This is a genomic window from Micromonospora sp. AMSO12t, from assembly GCF_008806585.1.
In the GTDB taxonomy this organism is placed as follows: Bacteria; Actinomycetota; Actinomycetes; order Mycobacteriales; family Micromonosporaceae; genus Micromonospora; species Micromonospora reichwaldensis.
Window position 1 is genome coordinate 1 of record NZ_WAAS01000026.1, and the last position, 15422, is coordinate 15422.

Annotated in this window: 15 protein-coding genes and 2 pseudogenes; 9 read left to right on the forward strand and 8 right to left on the reverse strand. The window is 74.3% G+C overall.

The genetic code is table 11. The annotated features are described in order from the left end of the window. Nucleotides 1–183: pseudogene (locus F6X68_RS06430) on the reverse strand (MFS transporter); the annotation flags it as partial. A gap of 314 nt (nt 184–497) precedes the next feature. Next, nucleotides 498–1820, reverse strand: a pseudogene (locus tag F6X68_RS06435) (MDR family MFS transporter); the annotation flags it as partial. Between the two features lie 145 nt (nt 1821–1965). Between F6X68_RS06435 and F6X68_RS06440 the strand changes: the two are divergent. After that, nucleotides 1966–2733, forward strand: a complete 768-nt coding sequence (locus tag F6X68_RS06440; protein WP_151453377.1) for a phosphoglyceromutase — start codon at nt 1966–1968, stop codon at nt 2731–2733. Between the two features lie 63 nt (nt 2734–2796). Here the strand turns inward: F6X68_RS06440 and phoU are convergent, their stop codons facing one another. Continuing rightward, nucleotides 2797–3450 (reverse strand): phosphate signaling complex protein PhoU, encoded by a 654-nt coding sequence (gene phoU, locus F6X68_RS06445; RefSeq protein ID WP_132230787.1) that lies wholly within the window; start codon nt 3448–3450, stop codon nt 2797–2799. 265 nt (nt 3451–3715) lie between these two features. Between phoU and F6X68_RS06450 the strand changes: the two genes are divergently transcribed. Both F6X68_RS06450 and F6X68_RS06455 read left to right on the forward strand, forming a co-directional pair. After that, nucleotides 3716–5002 (forward strand): cell wall metabolism sensor histidine kinase WalK, encoded by a 1287-nt coding sequence (locus tag F6X68_RS06450; protein ID WP_151453378.1) that lies wholly within the window; start codon nt 3716–3718, stop codon nt 5000–5002. A gap of 23 nt (nt 5003–5025) precedes the next feature. After that, nucleotides 5026–5709: a response regulator transcription factor gene (locus tag F6X68_RS06455; protein WP_151453379.1), complete on the forward strand. Its 684-nt coding sequence runs from the start codon at nt 5026–5028 to the stop codon at nt 5707–5709. A 56-nt stretch (nt 5710–5765) separates the two neighbouring features. Here F6X68_RS06455 and F6X68_RS06460 read toward each other — a convergent pair whose 3' ends face one another. Continuing rightward, on the reverse strand, nt 5766–6575 hold the full coding sequence (locus tag F6X68_RS06460) for a hypothetical protein (RefSeq protein WP_151453380.1): 810 nt from the start codon (nt 6573–6575) through the stop codon (nt 5766–5768). 74 nt (nt 6576–6649) lie between these two features. On the opposite strand from F6X68_RS06460, the gene F6X68_RS06465 reads away from it, so the two are divergent. Both F6X68_RS06465 and F6X68_RS06470 read left to right on the forward strand, forming a co-directional pair. Then, nucleotides 6650–7594, forward strand: a complete 945-nt coding sequence (locus F6X68_RS06465; RefSeq protein ID WP_151453381.1) for a Ppx/GppA phosphatase family protein — start codon at nt 6650–6652, stop codon at nt 7592–7594. Between the two features lie 89 nt (nt 7595–7683). Beyond that, nucleotides 7684–8490 (forward strand): sugar phosphate isomerase/epimerase, encoded by an 807-nt coding sequence (locus F6X68_RS06470; RefSeq protein ID WP_192581301.1) that lies wholly within the window; start codon nt 7684–7686, stop codon nt 8488–8490. A gap of 113 nt (nt 8491–8603) precedes the next feature. Here the strand turns inward: F6X68_RS06470 and F6X68_RS06475 are convergent, their stop codons facing one another. The 3 genes from F6X68_RS06475 to F6X68_RS06485 are packed head-to-tail and all read right to left on the reverse strand — an operon-like array spanning nt 8604 to nt 10633. Continuing rightward, nucleotides 8604–9176: a CGNR zinc finger domain-containing protein gene (locus F6X68_RS06475; RefSeq protein WP_151453382.1), complete on the reverse strand. Its 573-nt coding sequence runs from the start codon at nt 9174–9176 to the stop codon at nt 8604–8606. Nucleotides 9177–9195: 19 nt separating this feature from the next. After that, nucleotides 9196–10362 carry a glutathionylspermidine synthase family protein gene (locus F6X68_RS06480; RefSeq protein WP_151453383.1) on the reverse strand — a complete coding sequence of 389 codons (1167 nt, stop codon included), beginning with the start codon at nt 10360–10362 and terminating at the stop codon, nt 9196–9198. A gap of 1 nt (nt 10363) precedes the next feature. Next, the gene (locus F6X68_RS06485) at nt 10364–10633 is read right to left on the reverse strand and encodes a hypothetical protein (RefSeq protein ID WP_225852019.1); all 270 of its coding nucleotides are present in this window, start codon (nt 10631–10633) and stop codon (nt 10364–10366) included. Between the two features lie 131 nt (nt 10634–10764). On the opposite strand from F6X68_RS06485, the gene F6X68_RS06490 reads away from it, so the two are divergent. After that, the gene (locus tag F6X68_RS06490) at nt 10765–11685 is read left to right on the forward strand and encodes a proline dehydrogenase family protein (RefSeq protein ID WP_151453384.1); all 921 of its coding nucleotides are present in this window, start codon (nt 10765–10767) and stop codon (nt 11683–11685) included. A gap of 1 nt (nt 11686) precedes the next feature. Here the strand turns inward: F6X68_RS06490 and F6X68_RS06495 are convergent, their stop codons facing one another. Then, entirely contained in the window at nt 11687–12088 is a 402-nt protein-coding gene (locus F6X68_RS06495) for a VOC family protein (protein ID WP_151453385.1), read from the reverse strand. 77 nt (nt 12089–12165) lie between these two features. On the opposite strand from F6X68_RS06495, the gene F6X68_RS06500 reads away from it, so the two are divergent. The 3 genes from F6X68_RS06500 to F6X68_RS06510 all read left to right on the forward strand — a co-directional run bounded on the left by F6X68_RS06500 (nt 12166) and on the right by F6X68_RS06510 (nt 15408). After that, nucleotides 12166–12963, forward strand: a complete 798-nt coding sequence (locus F6X68_RS06500) for an alpha/beta fold hydrolase (protein ID WP_151453386.1) — start codon at nt 12166–12168, stop codon at nt 12961–12963. Then, nucleotides 12956–13534, forward strand: a complete 579-nt coding sequence (locus tag F6X68_RS06505; RefSeq protein ID WP_151453387.1) for a TetR/AcrR family transcriptional regulator — start codon at nt 12956–12958, stop codon at nt 13532–13534. Before F6X68_RS06500 ends, F6X68_RS06505 begins: the two co-directional genes overlap by 8 nt. Before the next feature lie 602 nt (nt 13535–14136). Continuing rightward, nucleotides 14137–15408 (forward strand): hypothetical protein, encoded by a 1272-nt coding sequence (locus tag F6X68_RS06510; RefSeq protein WP_151453388.1) that lies wholly within the window; start codon nt 14137–14139, stop codon nt 15406–15408. The last annotated feature ends 14 nt before the right edge of the window (nt 15409–15422 follow it).

Here is a 15422-nt window from a genome sequence, read left to right on the forward strand (position 1 = left end):
GTACGCCCCGACGACCGTGCCGGTGAGCGCCTCGCTCGCTCCCCGCGCCTCGGTCAGGTAGAGCGACAGGAAGAGCATCGCGAAGGCGCCGGCCCGGTTGATCAGCAGTCCGGCCCAGAGGTACCAGAAGGTGGCGGGGAGCCCGCCCGCGGTGTCGTCCAGCCAGCGGCGCAGGGCCCGCACCCGTCCTCCCGACAGTTCTGTTTCCTAACCGAGGCGTCCTCGGCCGAAGCGTCCTCGACCGTAGGAAGCCGAGGGCTGCCGCGCCAGCGTGTCGCTGGTCACCGCGCTCCCGTCGGCTCCGGCGCCCGCCCCGGGCCTCTGTCCGGCAGGCCGTCGCTCCCGGCCGGACCGACCGGCCCTGCCGGGCCCTTGTCCGGCAGGCCGTCGTCCCCTGCTGGGCCGATCGGCCGCCCCGGGTCCCTGTCCGGCAGGCCGTCGCTCCCTGCCGGGCCGACCGGCCGCCCCGGGCCCCTGTCCGGCAGGCCGTCGTCCCCTGCCGGGCCGACCGGCTCGGCGGGGGCCGTCGCCGCCGCCTCGGCGGCCTGCGGGGCGGGCGGGCGGATCGCCACCACCGGCACGACGGGACCGGTGGCCGCCCGCAGCAGCGTGGCCCGCCGCTCCCGGGCCGGGCCGGAGATCAGGTGGGCGAGCGCCATCAGCCCGCCGATGGCGGCGCAGCCGAACCAGAGCTGGGCGTTGCCGGCCTGCTCCCGGACCAGGCCGCCGAGGACGGGCGCGACCGCGGCGGCTCCCTGCCAGGAGAGCGAGAAGACGCCCTGGTAGCGGCCGCGCAGCTCGGCGGGGGAGAGTTCGGCGATCAGGGTGGCGTTGGACGGCGAGTTGAGCATCTCGCCGACCGTCCAGACCAGCACGGTCAGGCCGTAGAACCAGGCGGTGTCGGCGAAGGCGGTGAGCCCGAACCCGACGCCCATCACCACCGACGCCAGGGCGAGCACGTGCGATCGGCTCCGGCCCCTGATCAGCCGGGGAACGAAGAGTTGGCCGACCACGATCAGCACCCCGTTGAGCGCGATGACCGAGCCGTAGGTGGTGGGGCTGAGCCCGGAGTCGCCCATGGCGATCGGCAGCATCGAGATGTGCTGGAGGAAGACCAGCGCGGCGAACAGGTTGAGCGTCACGAAGCCGAGGAAGACCCGGTCGCGCAGGATGGTGCGCAGCGCCCCGACGGGGGCGCCGGCGCCCCGCTGGCCGCCCCCGCCGGCGGGGACCCGCCGGGTCTCGCCGACCTTGAGGAAGATGACCAGTGCGGTGATCACGGTGGTGGTCGCGTCGACCACGAAGAGCAGCAGGAAGCCGGCCTCGGCGGCGAGGCCGGCGAGGATCGCCGCGCTGGCGAAGCCGAGGTTGATCGCCCAGTAGTTCAGCGAGAAGGCGCGCAGCCGGTCCTTCTCCGGCACCACGTCGATCACCATCGCGCCGAACGCGGGCCGGGCCGCCTCGGCGAACATGCCGAGCAGCAGGGCGCCGAGCGCCACGGCCCACAGTTCCCGGGCGAAGCCGAGGGCGAGCATCATGGTGGCCGCGCCGAGATGCGCGGTGAGCAGGGTGGGCCGGCGGCCCCAGCGGTCGCTCAGCGTGCCGCCGGCGGTGGTGCCGAGCGCCCCGCCGACGCCCCAGAGGCCGAGCACCAGCCCCGCCTGCGACGCGGAGAAGCCGCGCTCCTGCGTCAGGTAGATGGCCAGGAAGACCAGGACGAACGAGCCGAGCCGGTTGATCAGGGTGCCGGCCCACAGGTACCAGAAGCTGACCGGTAGGCCGCCGGTGGTGTCCCGGAACCAACCCCGCATCGTCCGCACGCCAGCGCCCCCGTAATGACCGTCTTGATTGTTGCGCCTTACAACCTAGTGCCAGGCCGGATCTCCGGGCAGCGCATTTTCCACGTGGTGGTCGTCACGACCACCGCCCGCGCGTCGCCCGACGACGTGCGGCAGGATGATCGGCATGACTGCTAGCGAGGGGCCCACCGTCGGGACGCTGGTCCTGCTGCGGCACGGCGAGAGCGACTGGAACGCCAAGAACCTCTTCACCGGCTGGGTCGACGTCGACCTGACCGAGAAGGGCGAGACCGAGGCGCGCCGCGGCGGCGAGCTGCTGCGCGAGCACGACCTGCTGCCGGACGTGGTGCACACCAGCGTGATGCGCCGCGCGATCCGCACCGCCGAGCTGGCGCTCAACGCCGCCGACCGGCACTGGATCGCCGTGCGCCGGTCGTGGCGGCTCAACGAGCGGCACTACGGCGCCCTCCAGGGCAAGAACAAGAAGCAGACCCTGGAGGAGTACGGCGAGGAGCAGTTCATGCTCTGGCGCCGTTCGTACGACACCCCGCCGCCGCCGATCGCGGACGACGACGAGTTCTCGCAGGTCGGCGACCCGCGTTACGCGCTGCTGCCGGGCGAGCTGATGCCCCGCACCGAATGTCTCAAGGACGTCGTCGAGCGGATGCTGCCCTACTGGTACGACTCGATCGTGCCGGACATCCTGGCTGGCCGTACGGTGCTGGTGGCCGCGCACGGCAACTCGTTGCGCGCCCTGGTGAAGCACCTGGACCAGATCTCCGACGAGGCGATCGCCAAGCTCAACATCCCCACCGGCATCCCGCTGCGCTACGACCTGGACCCGCAGCTGCGCCCGCTCACCCTGGGCGGCACGTACCTGGACCCGACCGCCGCCAAGGCGGCCGCCGCCGCGGTGGCCAACCAGGGCCGCTGACGTAGCCACGGAAAGGGCCCCTTCCCGGCGCGACGCGCGTGGGAAGGGGCCCTTTGCGCGCGCTCAGCCCGCCGTGGGGGTGGTCTGTCCGGTGATCAGGTAGACCACGTGTTCGCCGGCGTTGACGGCGTGGTCGGCGAAGCGCTCGTAGAAGCGGCCGAGCAGGGTGGCGTCGATGGCGGTCTCCACCCCGTACGGCCAGTCCTCGCCGAGCAGCAGCCCGAACAGGCTGCGGTGCAGGTCGTCCATGGCGTCGTCGTCGCCGTCGAGTTCGGCGGCGAGGTCGGCGTCGGGCTTGGCGAGCACCGAGCCGATCTTGATGGCCATCCGGTCGGCGATGGCGGCCATGTCGGTGAAGGTCGGCCGCAGCTCCGCCGGGACGGCCGGCGAGGGGTGCCGGCGCAGGGCGGTCTTGGCGACGTGGTCGGCCAGGTCGCCCATCCGCTCCAGGTCGGCCGCGACGTGCAGCGCGGTGATCATCGCGCGCAGGTCGGAGGCGACGGGGGCCTGCCGGGCGAGCAGGTCGCAGACCCGCTCCTCGACGTGCCGGTAGAGCTCGTCGATCTCGGCGTCCCGCTCGATCACCGTCTCGGCCGCCCGGCGGTCCGCGGTGAGCAGGGCGTGGGTGGCCTGCCGCATCGCGGCCCGGACCCCTTCCGCCATGTCCACCAGCAGTTGGCTGACGATCTGGAGGTCAGCCCGGAACTCGTCGCGCATTGTCACGTCCTGTGGTCGCTGGTTGTCGGTCGCCCGGCCGGGGGGCCGGCGCAACGGTCGCCGGCTCCGTGGCGCGGGCGAGGGTCGCTGGTCGCCGGCCCCGGCCGGCGGGGGCAGGTACGCCGCCCACGGTAGGTCGGGCGGGGAGACCCGAGGTGAACCTCGGTGAACGACGCCGGACGCGGGAGTGAACTTTGCCGGAAGCGAAGGTGATTCATCCTATTTGTGGTGGTTGCCAGGTTAACAATGACCCTACGATCGCCGGGTGGAATGGGCGGTGACGGTCGCGGTGGCCGTGGGGCTGGCGGTCGGACTGGTCGCCGGGGTGCTGCTGCCCCGGCTCGTTCCGGCGCTGGGCGAACGCGCCACGCGGGCGGGGAGCCGGTCCGGCTACCCCCACACCTCCGGGAGGCTCCCGATAGCCGAGGATCCGCAGTCCGGCATCGGCCGCCGGACCATCGACTCCCTACGGGCCGGCGTGGTCGTGCTCGACCCCGACGACCTGCCCGTCCTGGTCAACCCGGCCGCCCGGGCGATGGGGCTGCTCCGCACCGGCCCCACCCAGGGCTCGATCGCCGCCCACCCACTGATCCGTACGCTCGCCGGGCAGGTGCGCCGCACCGGCGTGCGGCGCGAGATCGAGCTGGACCTGCCGCGGGGCCGCGACAACGCCGGGGTGAACCCGCTCGGGGTGCACCTGCGGGCGATGGGGATCGGGGCGGGCTTCATCGCCGTCGAGGCCTCGGACGTGACCGAGTCGCACCGGCTGGCCCGGGTCCGCCGCGACTTCGTCGCCAACGTCAGCCACGAGCTCAAGACCCCCATCGGGGCGCTGCAACTCCTCGCCGAGGCGCTGCTGGACGCCACCGAGCCCGCCGGGGCGGGCGCACCCGACCTCTCCGAGGACCTGGTCGCCGCGCGTCGGTTCGCCGAGCGCATCCAGCACGAGTCGACCCGGCTGGGCCGCCTGGTGCAGGAGCTGCTGGAGCTGACCCGCCTCCAGGGCGCCGAGCCGCAGCCGCCCCCGGAGCCGGTCGCGATCGACTGGGTGATCGCCGAGGTGATCGACCGGACCCGCACCTCCGCCGCCGCCCGCCGGATCGAGGTGGCCGTCGACGCCGAACGGGGCCTGACCGTCCACGGCAGCGACGCGCAGCTCGCCACGGCCGTGTCGAACCTGGTGGAGAACGCCGTCAACTACTCGGGCGAGGACACCACCGTCCGGATCACCGCCCGCGCCGCCGACGAACACGTGGAGATCTCCGTCGCCGACCAGGGCATCGGGATCGCCCCGACCGACGTCGACCGGATCTTCGAGCGGTTCTACCGGGCCGACCAGGCCCGGTCCCGGTCGACCGGCGGCACCGGCCTCGGGCTGGCCATCGTGAAACACATCGCCGGCAACCATGGCGGAAGGGTGGAGGTGTCGAGCACTCTTGGTGGTGGATCGACGTTCACCCTCCGGCTGCCCACCCGTCCCCCCGACGAGGGCCTGGCGACACCGCCGCCCGCTGGGATCGAGGCCGGTCCGGCCGAGCTCCGGCAGGCCTGACAGCACATGGAAAGGAAGTCCCGTTGAGCCGCGTACTGGTGGTCGAGGACGAGGAGTCGTTCTCCGACGCCCTGTCGTACATGCTCCGCAAGGAGGGTTTCGAGGTGTCCGTCGCCGCGACGGGGACCGCCGCCCTCACCGAGTTCGACCGGACCGGCGCCGACATCGTGCTGCTCGACCTGATGCTGCCCGAGATGTCCGGCACCGAGGTGTGCCGGCAGCTCCGGCAGCGTTCGCACGTGCCGATCATCATGGTCACCGCCCGGGACAGTGAGATCGACAAGGTGGTCGGCCTGGAGATCGGCGCCGACGACTACGTGACCAAGCCGTACTCGCCCCGGGAGCTGGTCGCCCGGATCCGGGCGGTGCTGCGGCGGCAGAGCGCCGAGGCCGCCGAGTCGGGCGGGCCGACGCTGGCCGCCGGCCCGGTCCGGATGGACATCGAACGGCACGTGGTGACCGTCGACGGCGCCGCGGTCCAGCTACCGCTCAAGGAGTTCGAGCTGCTGGAGCTGCTGCTGCGCAACGCGGGCCGGGTGCTCACCCGGGGCCAGCTCATCGACCGGGTCTGGGGGGCCGACTACGTCGGCGACACCAAGACCCTCGACGTGCACGTCAAGCGGCTGCGCTCCAAGGTCGAGCCGGAGCCGTCCGCGCCGCGCTTCATCGTCACCGTGCGGGGTCTGGGCTACAAGTTCGAGCCCTGACCGGCGTACGCACGACGGGGCCCGCGCCGCGCGCGGGCCCCGTCGTCGTCGGTCGGTCAGGCGCCGTCGGCGGGGTGCGGGGCGACCATGCCCTGCCGCCTGCGCGCCCCGCACACCTCGGCCAGCTTCGCGTACGCGGGGGCGCCCACGAGCGCGGTCAGCTCCGGGCCGTACGAGACGTACATCGGCTCGCTGCCGACGTGCGCGTCGGTGGAGGACGTGCACCACCAGTCCAGGTCGTGCCCGCCGGCACCCCAGCCCCGCCGGTCGAACTCGGAGAGCGTGGAGACCAGCACCTTCGTGTTGTCCGGACGCTTGACCCACTCCTGGTCGCGGCGGATCGGCAGCTGCCAGCAGACGTCGGGCTTGTATTCCAGCGGGTGCACCTCGTCGCGCAGCGCCTGCGCGTGCAGGGCGCAGCCGGCGCCGCCCGGGAATCCGGCGTCGTTGAGGAAGACGCACGGCCCGTCCGCCTCCTGGGTGGCGGTGCGGCGGGCGGAGCTCTTGCCGTCGATCGTGTCGTTCTCGGTCCAGTTCTTGAACCCGCGCCGGAAGTGCTGCCACGTCGCCGGGGTCAGCCGCTTGACCGCGGCCCGGACCCGCTGCTCGTCCTCGGAGTCGGTGAAGAACGCGCCGTGCGAGCAGCAGCCGTCGGCGGCCCGGCCGGCGACGATGCCGTGGCAGCCCCGGCCGAAGATGCACGTCCAGCGGGAGAGCAGCCACGTCAGGTCGGCCCGGATGAGGTGGTTGTCGTCCGCCGGGTCGGCGAACTCGATCCACTCCCGGGGAAAGTCCAGGGGCACCTCGCGGCTGCGGGGGTCGTCCGGGTCGTCCACCAGCACACGGAGTTCGATCTGGCCTGTCACCCGGCCCAGCGTACGCCCGGTGCCCCCACCGGTCCGCCGAGCCGCGCAATCCGGTTGGCCCTAGTGTCTTCAGCATGCGACTGGGTGTCCTCGACGTCGGTTCCAACACGGTGCACCTGCTGGTGGTCGACGCCCATCACGGGGCGCACCCCTGGCCGGCGCACTCGGAGAAGGTCGTGCTGCGGCTGGCCGAGCAGATCGGCCCGGACGGCGCGCTGACCGAGGCCGGCGCGGACGGCCTGGTCAAGGCGGTCGGCATGGCCAGGGCGGCGGCCGTGGGGCTGGGCGCCGAGGACCTGATCGCGTTCGCCACCTCCGCCGTCCGCGACGCCACCAACGCCGCCGAGGTGCTGGCGCGGGTGCGCGACGAGACCGACGTACGCCTGGAGGTGCTGCCGGGTGCGGACGAGGCGCGGCTGACCTTCCTCGCGGTGCGACGCTGGTTCGGCTGGTCGGCGGGTCGGCTGCTGGTGCTGGACATCGGCGGCGGCTCGCTGGAGCTCGCGGCCGGCATCGACGAGGATCCGGCCGTGGCGGTCTCCCTGCCGCTCGGCGCCGGCCGGCTCACCCGGGACCGGCTCCGGGTGGCCCCCGACAGCGCGGCGCCGCCGCCGGCCGAGGCGGTCGACGAGCTGCGGGCGTACGTCGACGGGCTGCTGGAACCGGCCGTCGCGCAGCTGACCGCGGTGGGCTGGGAGCGGCCGGTGGCCACCTCGAAGACGTTCCGGACGCTGGCCCGGCTGGCCGGCGCGGCGCCCTCCGGCGCCGGACTGTGGGCGCCCCGCAGGCTCACCCGCGCCGGGCTGCGCCAGGTGCTCGGGTTCATCCGGCACATCCCGCCGGCCCAGCTCGTCGAGCTGGAGGGGGTCAGCGCCGGCCGGGCCCACCAGCTGCTCGCGGGGGCGGTCGTCGCCGAGGCCGTGCTGCGTCAGCTGGACGTGGACGCGCTGGACATCTGCCCCTGGGCGCTGCGCGAGGGCGTGATCCTGCGCCACCTCGACCAGCTCGGTCCGGTGTGAGCCGCGAACGGTAGACGGTCCGGTGTGATCTGGGCGGTTTGCGGTCTCTCGTCACGAGGTGTCGATCGACCCCGGCTACCCTCGATGGTGTGACTTCCCGCGTCCCCGTGCTCCTGTCCACGTCCTCGGTCTTTCCTGAGCGGACCGCGGCGGCGTTCCAGTTGGCCGCCGCGCTCGGCTACGACGGCGTCGAGGTGATGGTCTGGACCGACGCCGTCAGCCAGGACGCCGGCGCGCTGCGCGGGCTCGCCGAGCACTACGGCGTCCCGGTGCTCTCCGTCCACGCGCCCTGCCTGCTGGTCACGCAGCGGGTGTGGAGCCCCGACCCGTGGGAGCGGCTGCGTCGCTCCGCGGAGCTGGCGGCGACGCTCGGGGCGCCCACCGTGGTGGTGCACCCGCCGTTCACCTGGCAGCGGGACTACGCGCGCAACTTCGCCGACGGGCTCGCCACGATCGCCGCCGACTACCCCGACCTGCGCTTCCCGGTCGAGAACATGTACCCGGTCCGGATGGCGGGGCGGCAGTTCGTGCCGTACGTCCCGGGCTGGGACCCGACCGAGACGGGGTATGACTCCTACACGCTCGACCTGTCGCACTGCGCCGCCTCGCACACCGACTCGCTGGCGATGGCCGACCGGATGGGGGCCAACCTGGCCCATGTGCACCTCGGTGACGGCACGGGTGAGGGCCGCGACGAGCACCTGGTGCCGGGGCGCGGCACCCAGCCCTGCGGCGAGCTGCTCTCCTCGCTGGCCGGGCGCGGCTTCACCGGCTCGGTCGCCGTGGAGGTGACCACCCGGGGCGCGAAGAGCCGCGCCGTGCGGGAGGCCGACCTGCGGGAGTCGCTGGCGTTCGCCCGCCAGCACCTCGGCACCCCGTCCCCGGTCGACGCCTGACCGCCGCCCCGTGCCCGGTGGCCGCCCGGAGGGCCGCCGCCCCGTGCCCGGTGGCCGCCCGGAGGGCCGCCGCGCGTGCCCGGCCGGCACCGGAGGGCCGGCCGGGCACGGTGTCAGACGGTCGTGCTGAGCGATTCCTTGCTGTTCACGCCGGCCTGCTCGCCGATGGCCGCGCGCTTGCGGGCGCGGTGGGCGGCCACGTGCGAGCGGGTGGCGCAGCGTTCCGAGCAGAACCGCCGGCAGCAGTTGGACGAGGTGTCCAGGTAGACGTTGCCGCAGCGGTCGTCGGCACACACCCCGAACCGGGCGCTGCCGTACTCGCAGAGCCAGACCGACAGCCCCCAGGCGGCGCCGGCCAGGTATTCGGCACTCACCGAGGCGCCCCGGCTGGTCACGTGCATGTGCCAGTCGCTGGAGTCGTGCCCGGAGATGCGGGGCTGCACCGGGAACGCCTCCAGCAGCGCGTTGAGCTCGGTCACCGCCTGGGCGTCCCGCCCGGATGTGCCGTACTCGAAGACGTCGCGCAAGCGCTTCTGCGCCCGCCGGAATGTCGCGAGGTCCCGTTCCGCCACCTCGTCGCGCATCCACGCGTTGTCGTCGGGGAAGAGGGCCCGGAGGTCGTCGAGGTCGTCCAGGCGGGCGTTGACGAGGTCAACGCCGGTCCGGGCGTACGCGTCGAAGTTCACGCCCACAACCGTAGACGACTCAGGGGACCCGTGGCGCGTCGATGTAGTGCGGCAGGAACCGCGCGTAGCCGTCGGTGATGAGGCTCGCGCTCTCCCGCACCCCCACCCCGGCCGACTCGCCGTCGACGATCCAGCTGCCCAGCACCATCCGGTTGCCGGCGAACTCCGGCAGCGCCCGGAACTCCTGGTAGCACCAGCCCTCGTCGCCGTAGATCCCCGGGTTGGTGATCTCGGTGTCGCCCGTGACGATCCGCACCGAGCCGCCCTCGCGGCCGAGCAGCGGCTTGGCCACGTACTCGGTCATGCCGCGCGGCGAGTCGAGGTACGCGGGCAGCAGCAGCTCGTGGCCGGGGTACAGCTCCCAGAGCACGGCGAGCAGCGCCTTGTTCGACAGCAGCAGCTTCCACGCCGGCTCGATCCAGGTCGTCGGGGTGCCCGGCTCCAGCGCCAGCGGCCCGTACGGCTCGGCGAGCATCCACTCCCAGGGGTAGAGCTTGAAGCAGGTGGTGACCGGCTGGTCGGCCGCGTCGACGAAGCGGCGGCCGTCCCAGCCGAGCCGCTGGATCGGCTGGAGCGTGACCTCCAGCCCGGCCTGGCGGGCGGTCTCGGCGAGGTAGCCGGCGGTCATGTGGTCCTCGCCGGACTCCTCCTCGTTGGACCAGACCACGTGCACCCGGCGGTCGTGCAGCCCCGCGCCGATCTTCGCCCAGGCCTCGACGAGGCGCTCGTGCAGGCTGTTCCACTGGTCCAGCTCCGGCCGGGTGTGCTCCAGCCAGTACCACTGGATGATGCTCGCCTCGACCAGCGCGGTGGGGGTGTCGGCGTTGTACTCCAGCATCTTCGGCGGCCAGCTGCCGTCGTAGGCGAGGTCGAAGCGCCCGTAGAGGGTGGGCGGCGCCTCGCGCAGCGACCGGGCCACGGCCTCGGCCGCCCAGGCGGGGATGCCGAACTCGGCGTAGCGGTTGCGCGCGACGACGTGCTCGGCGGCGGCGACCGACATCCGGTGCAGCTCCTCGGTCGCCTCCTCCAGCCGCAGCACCTCGTCCAGCTCGAACGCGTACGCGGCGGTCTCGTCCCAGTAGGACATGATGCCGCCGTCGGGCAGCTCGGTGTCGACGTACACCAGGCCCTGGGAGCGGATCGTGGCGTCCCAGTCCGGGCGGGGGGTGACCGACTCCCGGCGCACCTCAGCCGCCGCAGGAGGCGAGGTGGGTGCCGAAGCCGCCCCGGTCGGGCACCGCCGCGGCGGCCGGCTCCGGCGCTGTGCGCCCGGCGGTCACCGTGGGCGCCCGCAGCGCCAGGGCCACCGTCTCGCCGCCGCCCACGGGGCCGAGGGCGCAGTCGTCATCGTCGTCGTCCGAGGACATGTTGCAGCCGGAGAGGGTGAGCGCGAGGACGGTGAGCGCGCCGAGCTGCACGGAGGCCGACCGGAGCCGGCGGCGGGGGCGTTGTTCCACGTCATCGTTGTAACCGATGGGGGCCACCGCCGTCCGCCCCCGGTCGGTGCCTGTGACGGTGTTGGGACCTGGCGACCGAGGCTGCGCCCGCTGCCCCGCGCGGGGCCACCGGCGGGCGTTACGCTCGGTCCATGCTCCGTACCGTCATCCTCGCCGCCTCCCGGTCACCCCAGGTCGAGCGGCTCGTCGCGACGGCCCCGTTCAGCCGGGACCTCGTCCGCCGGTTCGTCGCCGGCGCCAAGACCGACGACGCGTTGCGCGCGACCCGCGAACTCGTCGACGACGGTCTCGCGGTCACCCTCGACAACCTCGGCGAGGACACCGTCACCCCCGAGCAGGCCACCGCCACCCGCGACGAGTACGTCGGGCTGCTCCGGCGGCTCGCCGAGGCGGGGCTCACCCCGGCCGCCGAGGTGAGCGTCAAGCTGTCGGCGCTGGGCCAGATGTTCGACGAGCAGCTCGCCTACGACAACGCGCGGGCGATCTGCGCCGCCGCCGAGGAGGCGGGCACCACGGTCACCCTGGACATGGAGGACCACACCACCACCGACTCGACGCTGGACATCCTCGCCAAGCTGCGCAAGGACCACCCGTCGACCGGCGCCGTGCTCCAGGCGTACCTGCGGCGGACGGAGTCGGACTGCCGCGAGCTGGCCACGGCCGGTTCCCGGGTCCGGCTGTGCAAGGGCGCGTACAAGGAGCCGGAGTCGGTGGCCTACCAGTCCGCGCGCGAGGTGGACAAGTCCTACGTGCGGTGCATGAACATCCTCATGTCCGGCGACGGCTACCCGATGCTGGCCACCCACGACCCCCGCCTGATCGCCATCGGGGAGGACCGGGCCCGCTGGTTCGACCGCGGCCCCGAGCGCTTCGAGTTCCAGATGCTCTACGGCATCCGCCCGGAGGAGCAGGCCCGGCTGGCCGGCGAGGGCTACACCGTGCGCACCTACCTGCCCTACGGCGAGGACTGGTACGGCTACCTGATGCGCCGGCTCGCCGAGCGCCCGGCCAACCTGATGTTCTTCGGCCGGGCCGTGCTGTCGAAGAAGTAGGTCAGCCGTTCGACCAGCCCCGGGTGCTCAGCACCAGGCGGTAGCCGTCCGGATCGGCCACCGTCACCCCCCAGCGGTCCCAGTACGGGCCGGCGGAGACCCTCGTCCCGCCGGCCCGTTCCAGTTCCCGGACCAGCCCGTCGTCGACGGGGCCGTCGAGGTAGAGCACCAGCAGGTCCTCGACGGTCGGCGTCGGCGCGACGGCGAGTTGCTCCCCGCCGACGAGTTCGAGGTGCCAGTGGTCGCCCGGCCGGCCGACCATGAGCAGGTCGTGCTCGCCCGGCGCCTCGGCGGCGGAGCGCCAGAGCACGTCGAGGCCGAGTCCGCCGGCCCAGAAGCGTTCGGCGGCTGCCAGGTCGCGGCTCGGTCGGGCGATGCGCAGGTGCGTGGGGGCGAGCGACATGACCCGATCGTGCGACCTGAAGCCGACGTGAGGTCAAGCCCTTGACGGCGTTGGCTAACTACATTAGCTTATCGGTTATGACAGTTAGCTATGTGGAGCGGGACGGCGGGCGGATCGCCTACGAGGTGCACGGGCAGGGGCCGCTCGTCGTCCTCTCGCACGGCATGGGGGAGAACCGCGGCTCCTTCCGCCACCTGGTCCCGCTGCTCGTCGCGGCCGGGCACCGGGTGGCGGCGGTGGACGTCCGGGGGCACGGCGCGTCCAGCGCCGGCTGGCCGACGTACGCCCCGGCGGAGGTCGGCGCCGACCTGCTCGCGGTGGTCCGCGACCTCGGCGATGGACCGGCCACCCTCGTCGGCAGCTCGTCCAGCGCGGCGGCCGTGGTCTTCGCCGCCGCCGACGATCCCGCGCTCGTCAACGGCGTCGTCCAGCTCGCCCCGTTCGCCGAGGAGCCGAAGCTCAACCCGTTCATGCGGGTGGCCCTGGCCGCCGTGCTGCGCAGCCCCCGGCTGTTCGGGCTCTTCCACCGCACGCTCTTCCCGTGCGAGCGGCCCGCCGACGACGCCGCGTACCGCAAGGCCATGGTCGCCACCCTGCGCGAGCCCGGCCGGATGGCGGCGATGCGCGGCGTGATCGCGCCGGCCGACCCGCACTGGACCGCGCGGGCGCGCGAGGTCCGGCAGCCGGTGCTGGTGCTGATGGGCACGAAGGACCCGGACTTCCGCGACCCTGGTGCCGGGGCGCGGGCGGCCCGCCGGCTCTTCGCCACCGCCGAGGCACGGATGATCGACGACTCCGGCCACTACCCGCACGCAGACCAGCCGGCGCGCACCGCCGCCCAACTCGCCGAGTTCCTGGCGGTCACCGGTGCCTAGGGCCGGGCTGACCCAGGCGAGCGTGGTGCGCGAGGCGGCCCGCCTCGCCGACGAGGTCGGCGCCGACCAGCTCACCCTCGCCGCGCTGGCCAACCGGCTCGGCGTCGCGCTGCCGAGCCTCTACAAGCACGTGCGAGGGGCCGACGCGCTCGCCCAGAAGCTCTCCGCGTTGGCCACCGCCGAACTCGCCGACGAACTGACCGCCGCCGCCGCGGGCCGGGCCGGCGGGGACGCGCTGCGGGCCGTCGCCACCGCCTACCGGGCGTACGCGCACCGGCACCCCGGTCGCTACCCGGCCACCCAGCGGGTCCCGGACCCGGCCGACCCGGAACACGTCGCCGCCGGCGAGCGGGCCGTCGGGGCGATCCGGGCCACCCTGCGGGGCTACGGGCTCGACGGCGACGACGCCGTCGACGCGACCCGGATGCTGCGTAGCACCCTGCACGGGTTCGTCTCGCTGGAGGCGGCCGGCGGCTTCGGCATGCCCCGCGCTGTCGATGCCACGTTCGACAACCTGGTCGCCGCGCTGGACGGCGCGTTCCGGTCCTGGCCCCGCGTGGACCGCCGCTGACGGCCCTGGGTCCGCTGCCGCTCTTCCCGCTGGAGCCGGCCGTCGGCGGCCGGTGGGGCTGACCCTGGACGCGGCGACGCCCGGCCGAGGTGGGCGGCCGCCGTCGCCGTGCCGCCGTCTGCTGCCGCGCTCCGGGCTGCCAGGCGGCGTGGCTCGCCGGGCCGTGGTCGCCCGGCCGGCCCGATGGTCGTACCCTTCGGCGGGTGACTGACGGGCAGCCCGGAACGGACGGCCGACCGGTGACGGACGGCACGCCGGCCGCCGCGACAGAAGAGGCCGACCCGGCTGACGGCCCCGAGCCCGCTGATGGGGCCGGGCCCGCTGACGGCGCCGAGTCCGCTGACGGCGGCGGGCCCACGGTCGAGGCCGATCCCACTGACGGCGCCGGGCCCGCTGTCGAGGCCGGGCCGGCTGACGGTGCCGAGTCCATTGTCGAGGCCGAGGCCGAGATTGAGGCCGAGCCCGCCGAGAGGGCCGAGCCGGCTGGCCCCGCCGAGCCCGCCGAGAGGGCCGCGCCTGTAGAGGGGGCCGCGCCCGCTGAGAGGGCCGAGCCCGCTGACTCGGCCGGGACGGCCGCGCCCGCCGCGCCGGCCCTTCCGGCGGTGGGCAGCGAGCGGTCGTCGCGGCGGATCCGGCCGCTCGGGGTGGCGCTGGCGGTGGTCGTACTGCTGCTGGCCTGCGGCCTGCCCGCGGCGCTGGTGGCCGGCCTGGTGCGTGCCGGTGACCCGCCGGGGCCGGGGGCGTCCGCCGCGTCGGCCGACGACCCCGCCACCGCGGCCGCCCGCCGGCTCGGCGAGCGGATGACGGCGGAACTGGCCCGGCAGTCCGCCGCCCTGCTCGGCGGGGACCGCACCGGGTTCCTGGCGGTTGCGGAGCCGGTCGCGCATCCGGACCTGCGCCGCCGGTACGCCGCGCTGCGCGCGCTGCGGGTGACCGCCTGGCAGGCCGGCGCCAACGGCCTGCCCACCCCGGTCGAGGGCCGGCCCGGCGAGTGGCGGTTGCTTGTCGAGTTCCGCTACTGCTTCGTCACGCCGGACTGCCGCACCAGCCGCGTGCTGACCGGCACCCGGTGGCGGGAGGGGGAGCGGCCCCGGCTGCTCGCCGTGGAGCCGTCCCGGTCCGCCGAGACCGGCACCCGGCCCTGGGAGGTCAGCGCACTGGCCGTGGCCGTCGGTCGGCGTACGATCGTGGCCACCACTCCCGCCCTGCGCAAGGAACTGCCCGACCTGCTGGCCCAGGCGGAGGCCGCCGCCCGGGTCGCCGACACGTACGCCGTGGGTGGCCGCACGCCGGACCGGTACCGGATCTTCTACGCGGGCCGGGGCGAGTGGCAGCGCTGGTACGGCGGCGGCCGGCCGAAGTGGACGGGTGGGTACGCGGTCACGGTCGGCGGCGGCCACCACGAGGTGGTGCTCAACGCCGACGGGCTCGTCGCCGGCGGGGTGGACGACCTGCTCCGGCACGAGTTGACCCACGCCGCGTCCCTGCCCGAGCGGGGCTACCCGGGCAAGGGCACCTGGTGGCTGGTGGAGGGGCTGGCCGAGTACGCGGGCGCCGACGGCGAGCCGATCGACCGGTACGCGGGACTGGACGAGGTGCGGCGCCTGCTCGGCGGCGGCTGGGACGGCCGGCTCGACAGCCTCAGCCCGGCCGACGACGCCCCCGCCGACCGGGTCAGCGGCAGCTACGGCGTCTCCTACCTGGCGGTCCGGCACCTGGTCGACCGGTTCGGCCCGGAGCGGCTGCTCGCCTTCTTCGCGGCCGTGGTGCACGAGCGCACGCCGGTGGACCAGGCGGCCGAGCGGGTCCTCGGCGAACCCTGGTCCGCCCTGCACGACGAGTGCGTCGGGTACGCCCGGGCCGTGGTCGGCTGACGGGCCGGGCGGCG

Excerpts from the sequence above, each read along its gene's own strand:
- phoU (WP_132230787.1), bottom strand. The coding sequence starts at position 3,450 with ATGCGCGACGAGTTCCGGGCTGACCTCCAGATCGTCAGCCAACTGCTG.
- F6X68_RS06495 (WP_151453385.1), bottom strand. The coding sequence starts at position 12,088 with ATGTCGCTCGCCCCCACGCACCTGCGCATCGCCCGACCGAGCCGCGAC.
- F6X68_RS06440 (WP_151453377.1), top strand. The coding sequence starts at position 1,966 with ATGACTGCTAGCGAGGGGCCCACCGTCGGGACGCTGGTCCTGCTGCGG.
- F6X68_RS06490 (WP_151453384.1), top strand. The coding sequence starts at position 10,765 with ATGCTCCGTACCGTCATCCTCGCCGCCTCCCGGTCACCCCAGGTCGAG.
- F6X68_RS06500 (WP_151453386.1), top strand. The coding sequence starts at position 12,166 with ATGACAGTTAGCTATGTGGAGCGGGACGGCGGGCGGATCGCCTACGAG.
- F6X68_RS06465 (WP_151453381.1), top strand. The coding sequence starts at position 6,650 with ATGCGACTGGGTGTCCTCGACGTCGGTTCCAACACGGTGCACCTGCTG.